A 21664-nucleotide genomic window follows, 5' to 3' on the forward strand; every position below is an offset into this window, starting at 1 on the left:
GCAGCGAGATTCTTCACTCCCATTACCCCTTCCTACTAACAGGTGTATTGAAAAATTTCCGGTTAACTACTTAATGTTGATGCTCGTGCACATATCCATGCTCTTCCACGTATATACGGAAATTCTCTAAATCCTGCATTCCTGTCGAAGTACCGTCCAAAGCTTGATTCATCCGTTCCAGCAATACTGTCTGTAACTTCGGATGGTAGCCAAAATACTTGGCAATCTCAATTTCCGTTTGTGGATAATACTGCCTAAACTGTTCCGCGTTTCCTTTCATTCGTTCCATTAAGATCCCCGTGAATAAAAAGTACGGCAGCATAATTACTTTTTTTGCACCTAATTCTATACAACGCTCCATTCCTTCCTGCACTGTGGGCGTTGTAACCCCCATAAAAGCATTTTCAATGATTGGTACATTTACTTTCTTTTGTAACAATCCACTAATTTTATAAAAATCCTCTTTCGCATCCAAATCACTGCTACCTCGCCCAATAAAGAGGATAGCTGTATCCTCGTGCTTCTGACTAATATCAAAACCAACTTCAGTAAGTCGTGTCGTTAAGATTTCAATAACCTCATCATGAATACCGATCGTTTGACCATACGTGAACCGAATATCCGTAAACTGCTCTCTTGCATGTTCAATTTCAGCTGGAATATGCAATTTAGAGTGACCTGCATGCAATAATATGATCGGGATCACATGGACTTCACCTGCACCCTTTTCAATACACAGTTGAATTCCATCTTCGATATTCGGCGACGCAAATTCTAAAAAACATGTTTCTACAAGTAAGGATGAATCGATACGCTCTTTCATTTGTTCAACAAATTGGCGGACCTCTTCATTTCCTGCCTCCAACCTACTGCCATGCCCGACAAACAATACAGCTTTTTTCACCGTTCCTCTAGCTTTTCTGTATTTATTTATCCCTTTAAAACGAGATTCACCACGTTTTCGTTCGCCGTGCTCCATTGAATAAATGATCGACTCTTCCTTCACAGTTTCATGAACAATTGCCCGTGCCGTTTCTTCTTTTTGCACGGAATACCATGTTCCTTTTGGATAATCGATGACAACACATTTATCCTTGCAGCGTCCATTACAGCGGGTGCGCGATGTGTGGATATGTTCATCTAAACGATTGGTTCGGATCTCATCACGGATTTGTTGCGTGACCTCTTCAGCCCCGGCGCCCATACATGTATCGCCATTGCAAATGAGTACATGACGTTGCATCTGCGTTAAATTCCATGTTGTCATAAAATATGACCTCCCACTCTCTTAAGATTTTAATAAGCGTCTGGATAGAAACCTTTTGCCAAAATTTCAACTGCTTCTGCTACACGAACACCTTCGGAAGCTGCTGATAATGGCAACGTAACAAATTTCTCATTTTGTACGGCAGGTGTTTGACTTAGTGCTGGATCTGATTTAAGGAAATTAATTTTCTGTTCTACTGTAGTTGAACCATAATCAATTACAACGATCACTTCCGGCTGACGTTCTACCGCATCTTCCTTTGAAACCGTAGCCCAGTTTCCTTCAACATCACCAAAGACGTTATTTCCACCAGCCATTGCTACAAGTGTATTCATGAAGTTCTGCGTTGCTGTAGTCAAATCTGTTTCTCCGCTGTCAAATACCAAAACTTCCAAAGGATCTTTCACTTCTGGCAATTTAGCTGTAATCTCTTCAATGTCTTGATTCATTTGAGTAATTAGTTCTTCACCGCGATCTTCTATACGGAAAACCTTTGCGATATTACGAATGTCTGTATAGATATCTTCCAATGTTGGTGCCACTTTAGTAGAGGACATCTGTAAATAGCTATCAATACCTAACTCTTTTAATTCTTCACGCGTAGCAATACCTTTTTCATTGAATGCACTTGACCAACCACCATATAGAAAGTCTGCTTCTGCTTCGATCACTTGCTCTTTTGATGGATATTGTTCAGCTAATACCGGTACTTTCTCATATGCTTCCTGTAACGGTTCGTAAATTTTATCATCTAAGTAAGCGGTACCGACCATGGATTCTTCCAGACCAAGCGCTAGCATAATTTCTGTTACATGTTGGTTTAATGAAATCGCACTTTTTGGAGCTTCATCGTATTCGATGACAAAATCATCATTGTCGATTACAACCTTATCCGTCTGCTCTGTTTCTCCACTTTTTGCATCGTCTTTCTTTCCTTCTTTTCCTGTATCACTGCTTGAGCATGCTGCCAATAAAAGCAACGCTGTTAAAAACATTAGTACACCGATTAATTTCTTTTTCATTTGTCTTCACTTCTCCCAACGTTTTCTGCGTAAAAAAACAAATGCAAATTTTGTGTAAACGGGTTCTTTGAAATACCAGCTTGTACATGGAATACTTGTTTTATGGTTTCTTCTGTCAGTACCTGTTCGGGAGTTCCCTTCATATGGAGGTTCCCTTCATCCATTAAAAGCAATTCATCACAATAGCTAGCCGCTAAATTCAAGTCATGCAATGCTGCTATAATTGTAATGGGTAGCTCTTTCACCAAATCCATTAATTGAAGTTGGTGTTCAATATCAAGATGATTGGTGGGCTCATCTAGAATTAAGATGTTTGCCTGTTGCGCGAGTGCACGCGCGAGCATTACCCGTTTCTTCTCACCGCCGGATAACTGACCGAGCGTTCGGTCTTTTAAGTACAGCACGTCGGCAAGCTTCATGCTTTCTTCAACAATAGCAAAATCTTCTTTGCTGTCCTGTGCAAGCCATTGTTTATACGGCGTTCGCCCCATCATGACTAAATCCTTTACGGTAAAATCAAAGAGTACAGGGGTTTCTTGGCTCACAACCGCCATTTCTTGAGCGATCTTTTTTCGAGTCATCTGCTCCATGTCATTTTCATATAACATCACCTGTCCGCTTGATTGTTTCAAATAGCGGTAGATAATTTTTAACATCGTCGATTTCCCGCTGCCATTCGGACCAATAATCCCAATAAATTTGCCTTGATCCATTGAAAATGAAATGTCATGCAAAATCTGTTTTTCCGGCACAGAGAATGAAATATTTTTCACTTGCAACATCTTTATTCACCATCCCCAAAAGAGTATCGACGGCGTCTAAGCATCCAAATAAAGAAGGGTCCTCCACAAACAGCAGTAATGATTCCAATCGGCATTTCTTCAGGTGCTATCGCCATCCGTGCAACCATATCCGCCCAGACTAAGAAGACGGCACCCATTAATGCACTGATCGGCAGGACGAATTTATAATTTGAACCTACTATCATTCGCACAAGATGAGGAATAATCAATCCGACAAAACCAATACTTCCACTGCTGGCAACTACAACACCTGTTAGCAACGAGACAACCAGGATAATAAAAATTCGAAAACGGTCTAAGTTGATACCAAGTGTCGTAGCTAGTTCTTCACCAAGAAGCAACGCATTCAGTTGGCGATAATTCAATAAAAGCAACAGGAAAACCAAAAGGAACGTAAAAAACGGTATTCCGATCGTTGACCATTTTGCGCCTGCTAAACTGCCAAGCATCCAATGCATAACAGCTTGAATACCGCCTTGTTGTTTTGATGTCATAAGCATGAAGTTTGTAATAGCGGAAAACACCATCGATATCGCAATCCCTGCTAAAAGCAGGCGTATAACAGACGTTCGGCCGTTGACACGAGCCAATAAAAATACGATCACAACAGCGAGGATAGCCCCTAAAAAGGCAGCAAAAGATAACGCATAAGTCCCTAAAAAACTAAATGCGCCAAGTAAAATAACCATTGTTGCACCAACTGATGCTCCAGAAGATACCCCCAAAATATAAGGATCTGCAATAGGGTTCCTAACTAATGCTTGAATCGCCGCGCCACTGATTGCCAGGGCCGCGCCAACAATTGCAGCAAGTATAATTCGAGGTAAGCGGATTTCCCAAATGATAATGTTCTGTGCTTTTGAAGCCGTAGCTTCCACTGGTAAACCAATTTTTGAAAAAAGCATTTCCCAAATAATGCTTGGTGTTATACCAACGGAGCCCACCATCACTGCAAAAGTCATGGAAACAAGCAATCCCGCCAGCAACGCTCCAATTAATAATGTAAATCGTAACCTAGTCATGTGAATTCGAAGGTTCCCAACTAATTATTGCTGCATAGAACGGATGACGGTACACATATTGACCTTCCTCTAGTGTAATAAAAGGTTCAAGTGAGGCTCTCACATGTATCAATTCAAATTGAGGCGATAAGATTTTTTTACTTTGCGCCTCATATAGTTGTTCTAACGTATCGTAACGATAGGTGCGTTCCAGCTTAGTCATTTCACAATCAGCATAAATGCCTAATTGATACAGGATGTTAAGAATGGCAATGTAATCACGACGCGGATATTTAATTTCATAGCCATACTGCTCATCTAAAATGACATAATGCGGCTGAATTGGACCTGTCGTTAAGCCGATGATGGCGCGTTTTTGTGCAAGTGCGTCCATCTTTTTCAATGCTGCTTTCATTTCATACATACGGTAAAAGCAGTTCACTCCAACAACGACATCATGCGGTTCAATTTGCGCTTCTTCCCATTTACTATAAACAAACTGAACAGATGCATCGCTTTCGTAGTATTGTTTTAAATATGCAAGTACGCTTTCAGAACCATCGACAAGCGTTAAACTTTTAACGTCTTCATCTAGTTGGAATGTATAGTTGCCCCAACCCGGTCCAATTTCAATGCAACTGGCGTCTTGTGGAATATGCGGCTTCATTTTTTCATAGATTTTCTTCGCGTAGTCATCTGTTTGCTTATATGTTTTTTTCTTCATGGACTGTGCCCAAAAAGCTTCTTCCAGTTCGTCATCCACCATACGCTCTGGCATCTTGCCATGCCAATCCAGCATGCCTTCTTTCCAGAACTTTTCGAAATCGATTTGTAAAGGGGACTTCCCCAACTCAAGCTTCGTTCCCGACCCATTCTTCATTGAACCTTCTCCTCAATGCTTCTGTAATCCTGTTGTTACGTTGATTCATCTAGTAATTCATAAACTTTTTCCATATTCAAATGCTTGCGCACATGATGATCCAACATTTCATACGCTTGCTCCCGTCGCTCGTAATCAGAAAGTATTTCACCAGAGACTTCTTCTAAGCCTTTTTCCACCCGTATTTGATTGAAATAGTTACGTGTGAACATGCGATTTTGAAAAACTCCGTGTAAATACGTACCCATCACTTGGTCTGTATAGACGCCATCTTGCCTTCCATTGTCCAGGCAAATGAAGCTTTGTATCGGTCGAGTTGGTGTACTGCGCCCCAAATGAAGCTCAAAGCCTGTCATCTCCTGACCCGCATAGTTCGTGCCCTTGACAACTGTTGTTTGTTTTTCATCAACTAACACAGTTTCAATTGGTAACAAGCCTAGCGTGACATACGTCTTGGTCTCATCCTTAATTGCTTGGTTGTCTAAAACCGTTTCGCCAAGCATTTGATAACCTCCGCAAATACCCATAATCTTTTTTCCTTTTCGGGAAAGCTGTATAATCGCTTGCGCCAAACCCGTTTCTTGCAACCATACATAATCACTAACTGTATTCTTCGTCCCAGGTAATATGATGACATCAGGATTTTTTAAATCTTTTAAAGTAGAAACAAAACGCACACCTACATCGGGCTCTTCAAATAATGGATCAAGGTCCGTAAAATTGGAGATTAGAGGAAGTCTAATGACCGCCACATCAATTTCAAACTCTTGATGTTGAGGTTTTTTTAAACGTAAACTTGAAAGAGCCATCGAGTCTTCCGCTTCTATTTGCACATCGAAATATGGAATGACACCAAGTACTTGAATCCCTGTATACTCCTCAAGCCAATCGATGCCGTTTTCGAGTAACTCTTTCATGCCGCGGAACTTATTAATAATGATCCCTTTAACACGTGCACGTTCTTCGTCATCCAATAACATTAAAGTACCGACAAGTGATGCAAATACTCCACCACGTTCTATGTCTGCTACTAAAATAACGGCTGCATCCGTTTCATGTGCCATGCGCATATTGGCGATGTCCCGGCTCTTTAAATTAATTTCGGCCGGGCTTCCAGCGCCTTCCAGTACAAGTACATCATATTCCGCCTCTAAGCGTCGCAACGACTTTCGTACCTCAGGCATCACTTGTTCAACAAACTTTTCGCGATACGACACCGCATCCATGTCGGCAAATGGTTTACCATGTAAAATTACTTCCGACACCATATTGCCTGTCGGTTTCAGTAAAATAGGATTCATGTCAGTCGTGGCATCAATCTTTGCAGCCTCTGCTTGGACACCCTGTGCCCGACCGATTTCTCCGCCGTCTTTCGTGATGTAGGAATTGAGTGCCATATTTTGTGATTTAAATGGTGCGATCCGATATCCGTCGTTCACTAGGATACGGCAGAGAGCAGTACATAAAACACTTTTTCCTACATCTGAAGCAGTCCCTTGAATCATGATGGCTTTCATTAAAATTCAAGACCTTTCATCGCTTGGACATCTTGCTCCGTATAATAATGCTTAGTTGCATCGATTGTTGATACTAAATCGGCTAATGCGAGGAGGGATGGATGTGCAGAGCGACCTGTAATGACTAAGTGCATAGTTTTCGGTCGGTTCTCTATTGCTTCTAGCACTTCTGCTAGAGGTAATACATCGTTCACTGGAAAACGTGTGATGGCTAATGCATTATTCAACTCATCCAGCACCAATACATCTGTCGTTTCGTCTTGGAGCTCTTTTTTTACGGTTTGCCAAGCTTTTGCAAGTGCTTCGCGATGCTCTTCCGGTGTTTTTGTCCATGTGAATCCGATGCCTAATTGCACGGTTTCAACACCAAGTTTCCGCAAAGCAATTTGTTCACCATATGTACGTTCGGGTGATTTAATAAATTGAAAATACTTCACCTTCATACCGCGACCAATTGCACGCAAAGTGACTCCAAGTGAAGCAGTAGTTTTTCCTTTGCCCTCACCTGTATATACTAACAACATTCCTTGTCGTGCCATTTTCAATTCCCCCTTATAGCCAAGTTGTTTTCTCAGCAAATGGTGTACGTTTTTTCGCAGTGATGATTTCTTCTGCCGGGTACCCTATGCAAAGCGTCCCTATTAATTGCTCTTTATCCGATGCACCGATAAACGTATGCAATGCGGTATCATGCACAAGACCAACGCCACGTGTGCGCCATACCATACCTAAACCTAGCTGTTCCGCCATTAACCACATCGACATGATAGCACCACTGACTGCAAAGGTATTATCTTTTGTCGCGCCTTCATCTCCATCCACAATGGCCGAAGTTACTACGATGATAAGCGGCGTTTTGGTGATCGCTTCCATTGAACTTTCCACTAAGTGTGGTTTTGTCGGAAAGCGTTTTTGTAAATAATCAAGTGCTACTTGTTCATAACGTTTTAAGCTGTCGCCTTGCAATACATAAAAATGCCATGGCTCCCGCAGTCGGTCATTTGGTGCATACGTAGCTGCTTCTAGTAATGTCTCGATTTTCTCTCGTTCTACTTCACGTGTTTTAAATTGGCGAATCGCACGGCGTTTCTTTAATGCTTCTAACATTGGTTACGCTCCTTTTCTTCAAACCAGGAAATTTCTTCACGAACATTCACTACATCCCCAACTAAAATCATCGATGGATTCGAAATCTGATGTGCTTGGATTTCTTGTGCAATCGTCGCGAGATTACCTGTGATTGTACGTTGGTTTTCAGTGGTTCCCCATTCAATAACCGCCACAGGGGTTGTTTCACTTTTACCGTTTTTAATTAAGCTTTTTGTAATATGATCAATGTTACCTACACTCATATAAAATGCCACCGTATCAATTTGAGCAAGTGCTGACCAATTTAAAAAGTCCTGCCCTTTTTCAGCACGGCCATGACCAGGAACAATCGCAAAGCTTGCCGCATAGTCACGATGGGTAACCGGTATCCCCGCATATGCTGGTGCAGCAATTCCTGCCGAAATGCCAGGGACGATTTCAAATGGTATATTAGCTTGTCGTAACACTGCAGCTTCCTCCGCACCTCGCCCAAAAACAAACGGATCGCCGCCTTTTAGACGAAGCACCTGCTTGCCTAAATTTGCCTGTTCTACTAACACCCGATGAATTTCATCTTGAATCATTCCATGCTTGCCTGGCTCTTTACCACAATAAATCAGCTCAGCATCCGCTTTCGCATGTTGTAATAATTCAATATTCACTAGACGGTCATACAAAATCACATCTGCTTGTTGAATGCACTCTAATCCTCTAATTGTCAATAGTTTCGGGTCACCAGGACCAGCCCCTACAATATATACAGATCCGCTCACTGTTGTTCTCCTATCCGTTGTTGTAGCCACTCTTCACACTTTTGGTTTTCACCTTGCTCCATCCACTGCAAAAGTTTTGGATCCAGAAGTTCAGCCAGAACTTGTTTTTTTGCGTCTACGCTAAACACTTGTAAGATCTGCTGACGAGCCTCTCTTAAAAAAGACACATACGCTGCGTAGTGGCCTCCGAATTGTTCTGCCAAATCCGTCTTTACTTTACGTGTTAGACCTGGACTGGCCCCAGACGTTGATACGGTCACGACAAATTCTCCACGCCGCACGACTGCCGGGTTGATGAAATCTACACGTCCTTTTGCATCCGCCCGGCTGAGTAATTGCCAATGCTGTGTCGCTTCTTCGACTGCATTGTTTACTTCTTCGTCATTTGTAACGGCAAAAACCAATGTCGCATCATCCAAATCAGCTGATTCAAATGCTTTTTCTTTCCATGTCACAAACCCTTCACTAACATACTGTTGAACCGTCTCTGTCACCGATGGGCTAACTACGGTTATCATTGCTTTTGTTGGAAGTAAGGCTTCTATTTTTTGACGTGCTACATGTCCGCCTCCAACAATGACAACCTTTTTATAATCCACATTCATTAACAGCGGAAAATAGTTCATTGCTCTCCCTCCAAACATGCTTTCAGCCAATTTTCCACAAGTTGTGGATTTGAAGCAAAATGAAAATGTGTAAAGCCTGCTACAAGATTTTTATGTAAATAGCCTTCTTGCTGAGCGCGAAAACGACCTTTACTAAAATAAGCAGGCGTAGTATGCTCTCCCTCGTATTTCGAGTAATGGAACTCATGCCCTTTCGCCTGCTCTTCTTCACCAATCAGGAAATTCCCTGAAACACCTGTAATTTCCCTATAACCAAGTGCCGCTCGCTTATCTTGCATACGTACACGTCCTGGAATCATTCCAAGCATGGGAAACGCATTTGCCTGGCGATCCACTATTTCTTCTGTTAAGTATATATATCCGCCACATTCGGCTAGAGTCGGCAGTCCACGATTGATTGCGTTTCTTATGGATTCTTTCGCTTGCTCGTTTGCTGACAGTTGCTCTGCAAACTCTTCCGGGAAGCCACCGCCGATATACAACCCTTGCGCTTCATTTGGAACTTCTTCATTTTGTAATGGTGAAAAGAAATGAAGCTTTGCACCATGCGCACGCAATAACTCTAAATTCTCTTCATAATAGAAGTTAAAAGCTGCATCTTTAGCTACTGCAATATGAACCTCTTCTTTTTCAGGTTGAATATCAAAAATCGATGAAGACACTTCTATTCGTTGTGCTTTGGTAATTTCCATCAGTTGATCAATGTCGACAGTTTCCTCAATAGCTGTTGCCAGGCTATCAAAATAGGAATCCAGATCTCCACGTTCAATAGCCGGTACTAAACCTAAATGACGGCTCGGCATAGCTGGAACCGCATCCTTCGGCAAATAGCCGATGACAGGAATTCCACACTCTTTTTCAATCGCTGTTTTGACAATATCAAAATGACTCTTGCTACCTAATTGATTCGCAATTACGCCAACAATATTGGAGCTTTCATCCAACAGTTGGAATCCTTTAACGATCGCTGCCACACTTCTTGCCATACTTGCCGCATTAACGATTAAAATGACAGGACTTTTTGTAATCTCACTTATATCGGCAGCCGATCCTTCATTTGATAATGGGGATTTGCCATCGTAAAAGCCCATCACGCCTTCGATGATCGCTACATCCGCGCCTTGACTCGCTCTTGCGACAATGGCACGAATAACTTCATGTTCCATCATGAAACTATCAATATTTCGAGAGGGGCGTTTGGTGACAGCTGTATGGTACGTCGGGTCAATATAATCGGGACCGCATTTAAAACCTTGTACAGTTAAACCGCGCTTCATCAATGCACGCATAATGCCAATCGTGAATGTCGTTTTTCCTACACCGCTTCCTGTACCGGCCAACACAAATCGATTCATTGTCCTCGCTCCTCAAAATTAACGCGCGCAATGGAGACCGTCACATTGCCACTTTTCTTTTTCTCCAATACCAATTCTTCTGTATTTGCATAGCGTAATGCTGCCGGCTCACTCACACCATACGAACCTGTATACTTAAATACCGTTTCTGATGGATTACGGAGCGGCATTTCATTGAGCTGTTCAGGCGTGTACGTAATAAAAGGCCAATTGTGTTTGGCAGTGAGTGCAAGCAAGCCTTCTTCATCTTTCTTTAAATCGATGGTCGCTACTGCTTTAACGCTTTTCTTACTCAAACGCAACTCAGCTAAGGTTTCGTCTATGACTTGCTCGATCTCTTCGAGTGCCGTCCCGCGATTACAGCCAATACCGAGTACGATGGATTTCGGGCGGTAGATCACTCCATTTTCAAGCAGTACTTCTTCGTCGGAATCGATCAAACGGTCTGTTATAAGTAAAGTTGCATGTGGCTTCGCTTGAATTACTTCTGCTGTCGATGAATAGATTTTCAAGTTCTCTGGCATAGAACGATCATGCATCCACCAATCTTTTTCTCCCGTTTCCTGTACAATTGCGACATGCTCTTCATTGACTACTGATGCACTGACAGGCAGCAATTTTTCTTCACTATCCCACATCCATCCAAACTGAGCGCCGAATAAATCGACAGGAATGGTCTTTTGCACATCGGAAGCCGTCGTCACAACAGGTGTTGCACCGATCGCTTTTGCAAATTCATACGTCAACGCATTGGCGCCACCAATATGTCCTGATAACACGCTTATTACATATTGACCAAGATCGTCGACAACCAATACAGCAGGGTCTGTCATTTTATCCACCATGATAGGAGCAATCATTCGTACGACCGCGCCAAGTGAAATTACACAAATAACTCCTTTATATTGCTGGAACAAAGCAGGCAATAATAAGCGTACCGTACCGTCAAATAGTTGAATTTGGCGTGCTTCTTCATCACCTCTTGCAAACTTCTTCATATAATAAAGATCTGCATATGGGAATTTTTCCGTATAGCTTCTTGCATTGGCAACCCCGTGTTTCGTAATGGCGACGAGAGCATACGGTTTACGTTTGTCAACTTCAGGAATTTCGCCTTCACGTAAATTAATCATCCGCCTTCACGCCTTTTCGGAAACCATGGGTAAATGTTTTGTCATACAGCTTGGAGCGATAGTCTTTTTCATGGATATTCGGATCCAATGCCCAGCCTGCCAAAATCATCGCATGCTTACGAATACCATTGACACGCATCGCTTCATCTAATTCAATCAATGTTGTCTGAACAATTTTTTCATCCGGCCATGTAGCACGCTGCACGACCGCTACTGGCGTATCATCTGCCCAGCCTGCCGCTTGCAATTCTTTTACTATTTTCTTTGTTAAAGTGGCACTTAAAAACATAGCGATTGTGCAATGATGACTTGCGAGCTCCTTCAATTTTTCGCGTTCAGGTACAGGCGTCCGCCCTTCCGCTCTAGTTAAAATAAGTGTTTGTGTTAAATCAGGAACCGTGAGCTCTGCACCGACTGCCGCAGCAGCTGCAAAAACGGAACTGACACCCGGCACGACTTCATAACCGATATCATGTTGCTTCAGTAACGCCACTTGTTCCATTGTTGCGCCATACATCGCCGGATCTCCTGTATGTAAACGTACAACCGTTTTACCTGCATTGACACGTTCAACAATGCAATCTACCATTTCCTGCAAATGCATCCCTGCCGTACGGATAACTTCTGCTGATTCCTTCGCTTCCTCCACTAACGTTTCGCTTACGAGTGAATCGGTGTACATGACGACATCCGCTTGTTGTAATAACTTCAAACCTTTTACTGTAATTAGATCGGGATCCCCTGGACCTGCACCGATAATCCAAATCTTTTTCATTTGCGCACCACCATACATGATAAGTAATTCAAATCCGCGCCTCGAAGTTCATCCGTATTCCAAATCACTTCTTCGTCAGAAGTAACTTTTGTGACGACATGCGTTTTCTCCAATAAGTTCAGTTCTTCCAATAAATCCAACATTTCATCTATCACTTTGGCTACTTTAATAAAGACGATGGCATCGTGACTTTCAATGACTTGACGCATCTGTTCCATATCGTCTGTCGCTGGAATCATAGCGACATGGTCATCCCCTTCAGCTAGCGGAATCCCTAAACGATTGGCAGAACCATTAAATGATGAAATACCGGCCACCGTTTCAATTGGTACTTCTGGATGCTTCGTTTTCATTAAGCCTAAAAGATGAATGAATGTACTGAACAGCATCGGATCGCCTTCGGTCACAAACGCCACATCTTTCCCTTGGACTAAATAGCCATAAATCTCTTCTGCCGCTTTTTCCCAAGCTTCACGCAAGATTGCTTCGTCTTTGGTCATAGGGAATACCAAACCGAGCATTTCTTTTTCAGCTGGGTTGATATACACATCCACAATACGATGGGCATACGATTTACTACCTCTTAATTTTTTCGGATACGCAATGACCGGGCATTCTTGTAATTTACGAAATGCCTTTACAGTAATTAATTCAGGATCCCCCGGGCCAACGCCTAGTCCATATAATTTTCCTATTGTCATTATTCTTGTCCTTTCTGTGCTGTCACTATGTAGATAGGGTTTAACGGTTCAAAACGCGTTAAATGTAAAATTGGTTTACTCTTTGAAAGTTGTGCCTGCAATATGGATACTTCACAGCCCAACGCTTTTAAAAGGTTCATTGCTTCAGCTAAATTTTCTATCGTAGCGATATTCATGACAAGTCGGCCATTTGGCTGTAAGCGTGAAATACAGGTTTGCAGTAAATGCTCCATATTCCCACCGTTACCGCCAATAAAAATAGCATGGGGGTCCGGGAACTCTTCAAGACGATCAGGAGCTTTTCCTAACACGGCAACAAAGTCTGTCCGATGTTTCAATTGATTTTCCAAGCAATTTTCAAGGTCTCCCTCATTTTTTTCAATGGCATATACTGCCCCTTCACGCGCTATCTTGGAAGCTTCAATCGCAACCGATCCCGTGCAAGTTCCAATGTCCCAGACTGTACTGCTCTCTTTCAGTCTCAGTTCCTGCAGGCAAAGCGTGCGGATTTCCCGTTTGGTAATCAAGCCTTTATCCGGTTTCCGCTGCAAAAATGCATCATCAGGAATGCCAATCGAGGCACGCTCTACTGCATGGTGCTGCTTTAATATGACAACATTTAAAGAAGAGAAAGAAGTCTGCTCCATTTCGTCCAATGAAAGGAAGCGGCAACGTTCATTTTCACCTTCCAAGTTCTCAGCAACAAAGGCATCATATTCCGTCATGTTGAAACGCTTTAAATACGTTGCAATCGCTTGAGGTGAATTCGTTTCATCTGTTAACACAGCTATTTTTTTACGCCCGTCTATTTTCTGCGCAAAGCCTTTTATAGAACGACCGTGTAAGCTGACAATGTATGCATCTTGCCAACTCTCCTGCATTCTTGAAAAAGCCTGCTGGACCGAGCTGGTATATGGATAGATCTCAAGTGGTAGCTTTTTCGCAAGCACGCCTCCCAGTCCATAAAACAACGGATCGCCAGACACTAAAATTACGACATTGCGTGTTTCCTCTTGTAATTCCGCTGTTAATGCAGACAAACCACCCTTGATTACTTTCTTCTCTTTTTCGAATGAAGGGAAGAATTGAAGATGGCGTTCTCCACCTACAAGAACATCACATTCATTGATCCACTCTATATATTGAGGAAGCAATCCTGCCGCGCCATTATCCCCTATACCAATCATTTTCATCCAATTTGTCAATATTCTCAGCCTTTCCTAAACAGTCTCCGTTCATGGCATATAACGACGTCGACACTTCAATTTCGGCATTCATATGATTTAGTGCATAGTAACAACAGTTTTTACTAAGCGCTTCAAAGAATGCATCGTTTCCTTGAAGTATCTCACCGACTTGTGAAGCTGTATTCGCTTCTAAAATTTCTTTTTGTACAGCTTCATCAACACCTACTCGATTTGCCATTTCCGCTAAAAACTCGAAGCTTATAGGTGCACTTTTTGAGTGAACCATCATTACGCCACGTGCCAGTTTTGAAAACTTCCCCATCATCCCGACCATAGAAACTTTAGGAATCTGCTTGCGTGCGATGTGTTTAAGCGTAAAACCGATAAAATCGCCCATCTCTATAAACGCCTCTTCTGGTAGGTCTGGATATTGCTTCAAAGCAAACTTTTCACTGCGCCCACCGGTTGTGATCACTAAGTGATCACAACCGGCTTCTTTGGCTACACTGATCGCTTGCTCAATACTTGCCATGTAAGCAGAGCTTGAAAATGGCACCACTGTTCCACGGGTTCCTAAAATCGAAATTCCCCCGATGATGCCCAGTCGTCCATTTAACGTTTTTTTAGCGATTTCTTCCCCATCCGGAACGGAAATCACTACGTCGATGCCTTGTTTTAATTGATACTCTTCATACCCTTCTTGCGCCACACCCATTATCATTTTATACGGCACCGGGTTAATGGCTGCTCGACCAACCGGGACGGGAAGCCCCGCTTTTGTTACTCGACCTACCCCAACCCCGCCATCCAAATGAATGCCTTCTTTTTTTGAATAGTAAACGGTGCTCTGGATACGCGCTTTGTGTGTGGCATCCGGGTCATCCCCAGCATCTTTGATCGTCTCACACATTACTCCGTCCTCTAATACTTCAAATGACGATACTTTGAATGTGGCGTATCGGCCAACCGGTAGATAAATGGTGACTTCTTCCGGCACTTTTCCCGTCACCAAACCTTGCAATGCCGCTTTTGTCATCGCCGTTGCACAAGAACCTGTTGTATAGCCATGACGCATTTGGGATGGATCTTTTTTAGTTCGTTTGCTTTGCGCGCTCATCTGCCATGATCGAAATGGCATTCAGTGCGGCTACCGTCACTGTACTGCCACCCTTTCTCCCCTTGTTTGTAATAAATGGAATCCCTTCGAGTACTGCTAACTCGTCCTTTGATTCTGCTGCCGAAACAAAGCCTACTGGCATTCCAATAATCAAGTCTGGTTTAGCGACGCCATCCTTAATTAAACGAATCAACTCTAGCAACGCTGTTGGCGCATTACCGATAGCATAAATTCCACCTTCATGCAGACGTGTTGCTTTTTGCATTGAAATGATCGCGCGTGTTGTTCCTTCGGCTTTCGCTTCCTTCGCGACATCCTCGTCCGCAATATAACAATGCAAGTCACTGTTATGTTTCTGGAAACGTTTGCGACCTGAACCACTCTCAATCATCTGCACGTCCACCACTACATGACGGCCTGCTAAAATTGATTCAATACCTGCTTCAAGAGCATCCGGTGTAAAAATCATGCTGCGTCCTAATTCAAAATCTGCTGAAGCGTGGATTACTCGGCGAACAACCATCCATTGTTCATCTGTAAACGGGTGATCTCCCATTTCTTCTTTGATAATCGCGAAACTATGGTCGTAAATTTTATCTGGATCTACAGTCAGTGGCGTGAATTTTGTATTAAAGTTCATGTTTGGATTTTTCATCAATAAAACCTCCTAATAGTTGAGTAACTTTTTCGAAAGACGTACAGAAATTTTCATATTGAACCTTTGGTCGTTTAATCAGAATGACAGGGATCTCCAAGTCCAGAGCCGCCGTTATTTTTTCATCGACAGAACCTACTTTACCGCTTTCTTTTGTGATCATTAACGTCACGTCATACTGCTCGCATAAAGCCTTATTGAGTGATTCGGAAAAAGGTCCTTGAATCGCGATGATATCTTTTTGTTTAATTCCTAACTTATCGCATTTCTCCATATTCCCTACATTCGGCAGCATTCTGCAAAGCATCCGAATTTCGTCACGCAATAAATACTTCGCAAATACTTCCAATGTCTTACTGCCTGTCGTTAACATAACTGTCCCTTTATGCGTTTGAGCAAGTTTAGCAGCGTCTTCATAACTCTCAACCTCGGTAATCAGAGGAGAAACAAACTCCTCTTTTGGCCGCTCATAGCGAATATATGGAATCCCGCATACTCTTGCTGCCTCCATTGCGGTTTTCGATGCTTCTTCTGCGTAAGGATGGCTGGCATCGACGACACAAGTCATCTCATGCTTCTGGATTAGCGCGATCATGTCCTCCACTGTTAGTCTTCCTACCAGATAGGAAAGATCATTTGCTTTTAAACTTTCAGCTGCAGATTCGGTAACGACCGTGGCGATTAAAGGATAGCCAAGACCCTGTAAATGAATGGCTAGAGCTCTAGCATCGCTAGTGCCTGCTAAAAATAAAATCATAGTTTCCTCCTAGTCCCCGCAAGGTGCTGGCTCTACTTCAATCTTGCAGCTCATATCGTAATAGTCATAATTCAAAACTTTTTTAACACGTTTGAAATACTTGAAGAAACGTTCGTTAGGATGCGCATTTTGTTCGTATTCTTCTATAATTTTTGTTACTAGCGGAATTAAATCTTCCGGTTCAATTCCCTCTGCAACCGGCTGAGCCGCATGAGCAGTACGACCAACCGGCTTCGCTCCAATAAATAAATCGAATTTTTTCTTCCGATAAACGATGCCGATATCATCGAACACCGGGCGATAACACGCCATCCCGCATCCATTGAATCCGACATGCAACTGCTTCGGAAGCTTCATCCCTTCAAACTTCGCTGCGATTTCTTCCGCGTATGGGATAGAATCCGCCTTTTCCCCATAGCAAAAATCACAAGCTTTGACTTTTAAGACTTCCCCTGCCGGCATAACAGTCAAGTTAATGTGTTCTAGCTTTTCAACAATCGCTTCAGGGTCATCTGTCGTAACCTTTACTACGAAATGATGGTTTGGAGTATATTCCAAGGTACCTTTCTCACCAACGACTTCAGCCAATACACGCATTTGTTCTGCTGTAATCAGTTTGTTGGCAACGCCTGGTGAAACGGAAAACTCAAAGATATCTTCAATCGGCTGTCTCACCAAAAAAGGGTTTTCCACTTCCTCTTTCGTCACCATAGATAGTGCTTTTAAAGCCATATCCAATGACTGAACCTTTTGTTCCGGTGCTGGTTCTGACCGTTCCACTTCTGCCTGTTTTGGCATTGGTGTGTGCTCTGGTTTCTTACTTATAATTTCTTCATGACCGGACTGCGCCTCCCCAGTTTCTTGATCAAGCGCCCATGGTTCCGCTTCCTTTTTCAAACGCTGGTGCGGTTTTAAACTTTGTTTACCTTCCCCTAATGTATACTTACGTTGATATCCTCTCGGAGTAATAATTTTATTATCATAAAAGAAAGTCGAAGAGTTACCGATAATAACAGTAGTCAACATCCCGATATCATGCTCTAGCATTTCCGCTAATGTTGTCAGGACAATATGTTGATTTTCACGATAAGCACTTTTCACTAGCCCTACAGGTGTATCAGGGGAACGATATTTCAGTAAAATCCTTTGTGCCTCTACAATTTGACGCGTCCGACGTCCACTTTTCGGATTGTATAAAGCTACTACAAAATCCGCCATCCCCGCTGCTTCAATACGTTTTTCGATAACAGTCCAAGGTGTTAAATGGTCACTTAAACTGATCGTACAAGCATCATGCATGACAGGTGCGCCCAGTAAGCTCGCACATGAATTGATCGCCGAAATACCTGGCACAATTTCCACTTCAATTCCTTCTGCTTCAGTCCAACCTTTTTCAATCAGCACTTCATAAACTAATCCAGCCATACCGTATGCACCTGAATCACCGCTCGAGATCACTGAAACAATACCGCCAGCCTCCGCTTTCTTAACAGCATCTTGTGCACGTGACACTTCTTCAGTCATGCCTGTACTAACAATGGACTTCGCTGTTACTAAATGCTTAATCAACTCTACGTACGTTTTATAACCAATAATATAATTACTTTCTTGCAGCGCCTCTAATGCTCGTCCTGTTATATGTTCAGTAGCTCCGGGACCGAATCCAACGACGAAAATTTTTCCCTTTTTCATGGTTTCCCTCCAAATAAAAAATGCCTACACTCCTTTTCAAAGGAATGTAGGCATGTGAAAGTATAATAGAAATCATACTGAAACATAAAACAATTAATTTTATTGTCCCGCCTATACTTCTCCCTCCGAAAAGTATGTGTCGTTTAAATAAGCAGGTTTCCTGACTCAAGCTTCATTTTACTCTTACACCTTCCCGATTTCTCAGTGGTATTGTAATTTCATCAGCTTTACAGTAGCGGGGGCTGTACTAGACTTTCACTAGTTTCCCTTTTACCTCACTATGTGAGCACTTATTTAAATTAGTTTATTTAATTTTCATAAATATAACATACAATCTCTAAATCTACAAACTTCCTTTAGATTTATTTATGAATCCATAAACTAGATTCTGGAAACGCTTTGGATAATTGTAATTTCTATTCCTATACAAAACTTATCATGAGCGCAATCATGAGCAAGGTGGATACGTACAGGATAACTTTGTTATATTTTAGAATCATCTCATCAAAGTCAAGCATATTTATACATTTCGTAAACTATTCACACTCTTTAATTACAAGGTTGTGAACTTTTTGGATAGGCATTAAGTTGTAGTGTAAACTGTTCATTGGAGGTGGTTATTATGAAGAAAAATAAAGCAATCCTAATACCAGAGAACCCCATTTCACAGTTTTTATTCAACGATTCTCGCTCCGGACTTATTTGGTTAGTCATTCGGGTTTATGTCGGATTTGCTTGGTTGAAGGCTGGCTGGGGAAAAGCAATGAGCGATGCATGGACCGGTGAAAATGCAGGTGTCGCCATCCATGGATTTGTAAGCGGCGCTCTTAAAAAATCGACTGAAGGCGGAGATGTGACCAACTGGTATGCATCATTTCTGGAAAATGTCGTCTTGCCGAACGCCAAGGTATTCGGTTTCATAGTTGCCTATGGGGAGATGCTTGTTGGTCTCGGTTTGATCTTCGGATTGTTGACAGGAATTGCTGCTTTCTTCGGTGCATTCATGAATGTCAGTTTTCTGTTTGCAGGTACTCTTAGCACGAACCCCCTATTGTTCATTCTCGCAACTTGGCTCGTACTCGCATGGAAAGTAGCAGGCTGGTATGGCCTCGACCGCTGGGCATTGCCGATGCTTGGTACGCCTTGGGTGAAAAATGACAAGTTATGAAGGTAGACGTCGAAAATGAAAAAATCTCTTCCTGAAAACTCGGGAAGAGATCGTAAAAATTGAAGTGAACCCAATATTAACGTTTTGAGAAATATACTTATATAATTTAAGTATATCTAATCCATCGAAAACCATTCATATCAACAATCTACTTAATAACAAGTGGATAAAACTGTATGAAGAAGTATAGAAAATGATAATGCTTGAACCAATTTGAACCAAAATGATAGAGGCTAGTTGAATACATTTCCCCTAAAACTTTTGTCTGTCATTTAAATTCTAAAGGGTCTATCATTTTCAGAGAGTGTAACTACAACATTTGAACTTTGTATTAACTCATTATCTCGAATCTTTTCTTTTAGAACTGCTACAATGTATTGGCATTCTATAGAGTTTACGATATTGAGAATCGCATTTAGAGCTACCTGATCAATGGTTTCTATTACATCATGCACTATAAAATTCGGGACTCTTTTTCCCAAATCCTTAGCTAATTGTTGATAGGCTAAATCGAATGCAGCAATAATGGATTTCCTTGTACCTGTACTTAACCCTCTTTTCACATGATCGATACCAAAGGGAAAGCCTTCTTCTGTTTGATAGAGCATAAAAGGTTCTCCGTTAGTTTTTTCACTATATTGTGAAAAATATTTATTAAAAGTAGTTAGTGCATCTTCTTTTACATCAGCACCATCTTCAGTTTTTTCTAACTCTTCAACGAGTTCCGCTATACGATTATCTAAGTGTGTATAAGTTAATCTAATGCTCTTGTTACTTCCCAGTTCTTCGTTATATTCTGCTAGTTTATTCTGCAACGAAGTGTACTGGTCAATTTTATTTTCTTCTATTAACATGATTACATTCTTATGATTTTCAAAGAGTAGATTCTTACTATTTTCAAGAAAAACAGTTTTTTCATCTATCTTTTTCAATTGAGAATTAAAATATTTTATTTTGTTATGCACAAGCTCATCATTAAATTTTACTAAGTCTTCAAATTCTTTATGTAAAGTGCCCATTGCTTTTTGAGTTTCACTATAAAGATTCCTTAAAACTTCTTCGTCAATGCCATTATTTATTTCCTTTTTAGCATCAGTAAGAATCTCTGTGATTCTCTTTCTTTTAAATAAAAGTTCATCGATTCGATCATTATAATTCGCATACTCGATTTTTATTTCAGATATCTTTTCTTCATTCTCTTTGAATTTCCTCGAATTCACTAATATGCTCATTTGATTATTTAATTCATCAATAGTCGCTTCCAATAGAATTACTTTTTGACTAACACTATCTATGGATTTAAAACTATTTATAGACATGAAGTTCTTTATTTCTTTTTTCTTTTCCGTAATTTCTTTTCTCAAATCCAAAATATAGTTGCTCACTTCTTGGTCTTGCAACTCAAAAAGATACGAATAAATATTCTCATAAGTTGCATCATTAGTTCTATCCAAGAATTTGAGGAACTTATTATTATCTGCTCGCTGATCTATTCTTACAAACATATTAATTAACTGCCTAAATGTAGGAGAATTAGCTGAATTAGAAAATAAAATAAGATTAAGTTGTTGCCAGTATTCATTCTGATTCTTTTCTACACCATTAATATATCTTTTACCTCGAGGATAAAGATCTACTGAAAGAATATATTCAGTTGAATCTTCCTTATCCAAAGAATCAACAATAATTAGTTCAACATTAACTCGGTTATTAATAATATAGTTTTTTAATTTCTCATTTGTCTGCTTTGTTTCGTCATCATAATAAACGTATTTCCTATGTTTTGCTCCGAAACATATATCTATCAATTTTAAAATAGTGGTCTTGCCAACACTATTACCTTTTTCCTGATCTTTTCCCGCATCAACAATAAAATTCATTCCTTTAACAAAAGGGATTTCTCTGATGATTTTTTCAGCAGGCATTTTTTCTTTAATAGTCAAACGCTTTATAAACACTTTAGAAATCCCTCCCTACTAACTTGAATTTTATCTATAAGGAAAAGAAAATTTAATGATAACAAATAGATGGAGTATTCAAGCGAGTCGTTATATTGCACCTTTAAGGTTTCGTATAACCCCTCAACGCTGTAGTTGTTAGATGAAATGACCTCCATTATACACGCAGCGGTATAGTAGACAGTATC

21 protein-coding genes and 1 riboswitch are annotated in these 21664 nt (G+C 41.3%); of the genes, 1 reads left to right on the plus strand and 20 read right to left on the minus strand.

Going from position 1 to position 21664, the window contains the following annotated elements; genetic code table 11:
* Positions 1 to 70 precede the first annotated feature (70 nt).
* Genes MKX97_RS16410 through cobJ form a run of 19 tightly spaced genes read right to left on the minus strand, consistent with a single transcriptional unit; the run spans position 71 to position 18350 of the window.
* Positions 71 to 1267 (minus strand): CbiX/SirB N-terminal domain-containing protein, encoded by a 1197-nt coding sequence (locus tag MKX97_RS16410; RefSeq protein WP_342536505.1) that lies wholly within the window; start codon positions 1265 to 1267, stop codon positions 71 to 73.
* Between the two features lie 29 nt (positions 1268 to 1296).
* The gene (locus MKX97_RS16415; protein ID WP_340760660.1) at positions 1297 to 2289 is read right to left on the minus strand and encodes an ABC transporter substrate-binding protein; all 993 of its coding nucleotides are present in this window, start codon (positions 2287 to 2289) and stop codon (positions 1297 to 1299) included.
* The gene (locus tag MKX97_RS16420; RefSeq protein ID WP_342536507.1) at positions 2286 to 3071 is read right to left on the minus strand and encodes an ABC transporter ATP-binding protein; all 786 of its coding nucleotides are present in this window, start codon (positions 3069 to 3071) and stop codon (positions 2286 to 2288) included. Before MKX97_RS16420 ends, MKX97_RS16415 begins: the two co-directional genes overlap by 4 nt.
* 2 nt (positions 3072 to 3073) lie before the next feature.
* A complete protein-coding gene (locus MKX97_RS16425; protein WP_342536508.1) occupies positions 3074 to 4114 on the minus strand; it encodes an iron ABC transporter permease in 1041 nt (346 codons plus the stop codon).
* Positions 4107 to 4973: a methyltransferase domain-containing protein gene (locus tag MKX97_RS16430; protein WP_342536509.1), complete on the minus strand. Its 867-nt coding sequence runs from the start codon at positions 4971 to 4973 to the stop codon at positions 4107 to 4109. The genes MKX97_RS16425 and MKX97_RS16430 overlap by 8 nt, the downstream gene beginning before the upstream one ends.
* A gap of 35 nt (positions 4974 to 5008) precedes the next feature.
* On the minus strand, positions 5009 to 6490 hold the full coding sequence (locus tag MKX97_RS16435) for a cobyric acid synthase (protein WP_342536511.1): 1482 nt from the start codon (positions 6488 to 6490) through the stop codon (positions 5009 to 5011).
* On the minus strand, positions 6490 to 7029 hold the full coding sequence (locus MKX97_RS16440; protein ID WP_078818338.1) for a cob(I)yrinic acid a,c-diamide adenosyltransferase: 540 nt from the start codon (positions 7027 to 7029) through the stop codon (positions 6490 to 6492). The genes MKX97_RS16435 and MKX97_RS16440 overlap by 1 nt, the downstream gene beginning before the upstream one ends.
* 13 nt (positions 7030 to 7042) lie before the next feature.
* Positions 7043 to 7597 (minus strand): nitroreductase, encoded by a 555-nt coding sequence (locus tag MKX97_RS16445; RefSeq protein WP_221835323.1) that lies wholly within the window; start codon positions 7595 to 7597, stop codon positions 7043 to 7045.
* Complete coding sequence (cobA, locus tag MKX97_RS16450) at positions 7591 to 8352, minus strand: uroporphyrinogen-III C-methyltransferase (RefSeq protein ID WP_221835322.1); 762 nt, start codon at positions 8350 to 8352, stop codon at positions 7591 to 7593. Before cobA ends, MKX97_RS16445 begins: the two co-directional genes overlap by 7 nt.
* The gene (locus MKX97_RS16455; protein WP_221835318.1) at positions 8349 to 8978 is read right to left on the minus strand and encodes an NAD(P)-dependent oxidoreductase; all 630 of its coding nucleotides are present in this window, start codon (positions 8976 to 8978) and stop codon (positions 8349 to 8351) included. The genes cobA and MKX97_RS16455 overlap by 4 nt, the downstream gene beginning before the upstream one ends.
* Entirely contained in the window at positions 8975 to 10333 is a 1359-nt protein-coding gene (locus tag MKX97_RS16460) for a cobyrinate a,c-diamide synthase (protein WP_342536512.1), read from the minus strand. Before MKX97_RS16460 ends, MKX97_RS16455 begins: the two co-directional genes overlap by 4 nt.
* On the minus strand, positions 10330 to 11466 hold the full coding sequence (locus tag MKX97_RS16465; RefSeq protein WP_078818343.1) for a cobalamin biosynthesis protein: 1137 nt from the start codon (positions 11464 to 11466) through the stop codon (positions 10330 to 10332). Before MKX97_RS16465 ends, MKX97_RS16460 begins: the two co-directional genes overlap by 4 nt.
* Positions 11459 to 12241, minus strand: a complete 783-nt coding sequence (gene cobM, locus MKX97_RS16470; protein WP_040760191.1) for a precorrin-4 C(11)-methyltransferase — start codon at positions 12239 to 12241, stop codon at positions 11459 to 11461. Before cobM ends, MKX97_RS16465 begins: the two co-directional genes overlap by 8 nt.
* On the minus strand, positions 12238 to 12942 hold the full coding sequence (gene cobI / locus MKX97_RS16475) for a precorrin-2 C(20)-methyltransferase (RefSeq protein WP_078818344.1): 705 nt from the start codon (positions 12940 to 12942) through the stop codon (positions 12238 to 12240). The genes cobM and cobI overlap by 4 nt, the downstream gene beginning before the upstream one ends.
* The gene (gene cbiE, locus MKX97_RS16480) at positions 12942 to 14135 is read right to left on the minus strand and encodes a precorrin-6y C5,15-methyltransferase (decarboxylating) subunit CbiE (protein ID WP_342537527.1); all 1194 of its coding nucleotides are present in this window, start codon (positions 14133 to 14135) and stop codon (positions 12942 to 12944) included. The genes cobI and cbiE overlap by 1 nt, the downstream gene beginning before the upstream one ends.
* Positions 14110 to 15246, minus strand: coding sequence for a cobalt-precorrin-5B (C(1))-methyltransferase (locus MKX97_RS16485; protein WP_221835368.1), 1137 nt, complete (start codon positions 15244 to 15246; stop codon positions 14110 to 14112). Before MKX97_RS16485 ends, cbiE begins: the two co-directional genes overlap by 26 nt.
* Complete coding sequence (locus MKX97_RS16490) at positions 15221 to 15886, minus strand: precorrin-8X methylmutase (RefSeq protein ID WP_078818376.1); 666 nt, start codon at positions 15884 to 15886, stop codon at positions 15221 to 15223. Before MKX97_RS16490 ends, MKX97_RS16485 begins: the two co-directional genes overlap by 26 nt.
* Positions 15876 to 16658, minus strand: coding sequence for a precorrin-6A reductase (gene cobK / locus MKX97_RS16495; RefSeq protein WP_342536513.1), 783 nt, complete (start codon positions 16656 to 16658; stop codon positions 15876 to 15878). Before cobK ends, MKX97_RS16490 begins: the two co-directional genes overlap by 11 nt.
* Positions 16659 to 16667: 9 nt before the next feature.
* On the minus strand, positions 16668 to 18350 hold the full coding sequence (gene cobJ / locus MKX97_RS16500; RefSeq protein WP_221835310.1) for a precorrin-3B C(17)-methyltransferase: 1683 nt from the start codon (positions 18348 to 18350) through the stop codon (positions 16668 to 16670).
* A 132-nt stretch (positions 18351 to 18482) separates the two neighbouring features.
* A riboswitch (cobalamin riboswitch) is annotated at positions 18483 to 18659 on the minus strand.
* 313 nt (positions 18660 to 18972) lie between these two features.
* Between cobJ and MKX97_RS16505 the strand changes: the two genes are divergently transcribed.
* Positions 18973 to 19518: a DoxX family membrane protein gene (locus MKX97_RS16505; protein ID WP_342536514.1), complete on the plus strand. Its 546-nt coding sequence runs from the start codon at positions 18973 to 18975 to the stop codon at positions 19516 to 19518.
* 272 nt (positions 19519 to 19790) lie between these two features.
* Here the strand turns inward: MKX97_RS16505 and MKX97_RS16510 are convergent, their stop codons facing one another.
* Positions 19791 to 21476: a hypothetical protein gene (locus MKX97_RS16510; RefSeq protein WP_342536515.1), complete on the minus strand. Its 1686-nt coding sequence runs from the start codon at positions 21474 to 21476 to the stop codon at positions 19791 to 19793.
* Positions 21477 to 21664: the final 188 nt, after the last annotated feature.

The organism is Sporosarcina sp. FSL K6-3508 (assembly GCF_038615825.1).
GTDB classification, from domain to species: domain Bacteria; phylum Bacillota; class Bacilli; order Bacillales_A; family Planococcaceae; genus Sporosarcina; species Sporosarcina newyorkensis.

Bases quoted from the DNA above. Each gene is read 5' to 3' on its own strand.
- MKX97_RS16410 (WP_342536505.1), bottom strand. From the start codon at position 1,267: ATGACAACATGGAATTTAACGCAGATGCAACGTCATGTACTCATTTGC.
- MKX97_RS16415 (WP_340760660.1), bottom strand. From the start codon at position 2,289: ATGAAAAAGAAATTAATCGGTGTACTAATGTTTTTAACAGCGTTGCTT.
- MKX97_RS16420 (WP_342536507.1), bottom strand. From the start codon at position 3,071: ATGTTGCAAGTGAAAAATATTTCATTCTCTGTGCCGGAAAAACAGATT.
- MKX97_RS16425 (WP_342536508.1), bottom strand. From the start codon at position 4,114: ATGACTAGGTTACGATTTACATTATTAATTGGAGCGTTGCTGGCGGGA.
- MKX97_RS16430 (WP_342536509.1), bottom strand. From the start codon at position 4,973: ATGAAGAATGGGTCGGGAACGAAGCTTGAGTTGGGGAAGTCCCCTTTA.
- MKX97_RS16435 (WP_342536511.1), bottom strand. From the start codon at position 6,490: ATGAAAGCCATCATGATTCAAGGGACTGCTTCAGATGTAGGAAAAAGT.
- MKX97_RS16440 (WP_078818338.1), bottom strand. From the start codon at position 7,029: ATGGCACGACAAGGAATGTTGTTAGTATATACAGGTGAGGGCAAAGGA.
- MKX97_RS16445 (WP_221835323.1), bottom strand. From the start codon at position 7,597: ATGTTAGAAGCATTAAAGAAACGCCGTGCGATTCGCCAATTTAAAACA.
- MKX97_RS16455 (WP_221835318.1), bottom strand. From the start codon at position 8,978: ATGAACTATTTTCCGCTGTTAATGAATGTGGATTATAAAAAGGTTGTC.
- MKX97_RS16460 (WP_342536512.1), bottom strand. From the start codon at position 10,333: ATGAATCGATTTGTGTTGGCCGGTACAGGAAGCGGTGTAGGAAAAACG.
- MKX97_RS16465 (WP_078818343.1), bottom strand. From the start codon at position 11,466: ATGATTAATTTACGTGAAGGCGAAATTCCTGAAGTTGACAAACGTAAA.
- cobM (WP_040760191.1), bottom strand. From the start codon at position 12,241: ATGAAAAAGATTTGGATTATCGGTGCAGGTCCAGGGGATCCCGATCTA.
- cobI (WP_078818344.1), bottom strand. From the start codon at position 12,942: ATGACAATAGGAAAATTATATGGACTAGGCGTTGGCCCGGGGGATCCT.
- cbiE (WP_342537527.1), bottom strand. From the start codon at position 14,135: ATGAAAATGATTGGTATAGGGGATAATGGCGCGGCAGGATTGCTTCCT.
- MKX97_RS16485 (WP_221835368.1), bottom strand. From the start codon at position 15,246: ATGAGCGCGCAAAGCAAACGAACTAAAAAAGATCCATCCCAAATGCGT.
- MKX97_RS16490 (WP_078818376.1), bottom strand. From the start codon at position 15,886: ATGAACTTTAATACAAAATTCACGCCACTGACTGTAGATCCAGATAAA.
- cobK (WP_342536513.1), bottom strand. From the start codon at position 16,658: ATGATTTTATTTTTAGCAGGCACTAGCGATGCTAGAGCTCTAGCCATT.
- cobJ (WP_221835310.1), bottom strand. From the start codon at position 18,350: ATGAAAAAGGGAAAAATTTTCGTCGTTGGATTCGGTCCCGGAGCTACT.
- MKX97_RS16505 (WP_342536514.1), top strand. From the start codon at position 18,973: ATGAAGAAAAATAAAGCAATCCTAATACCAGAGAACCCCATTTCACAG.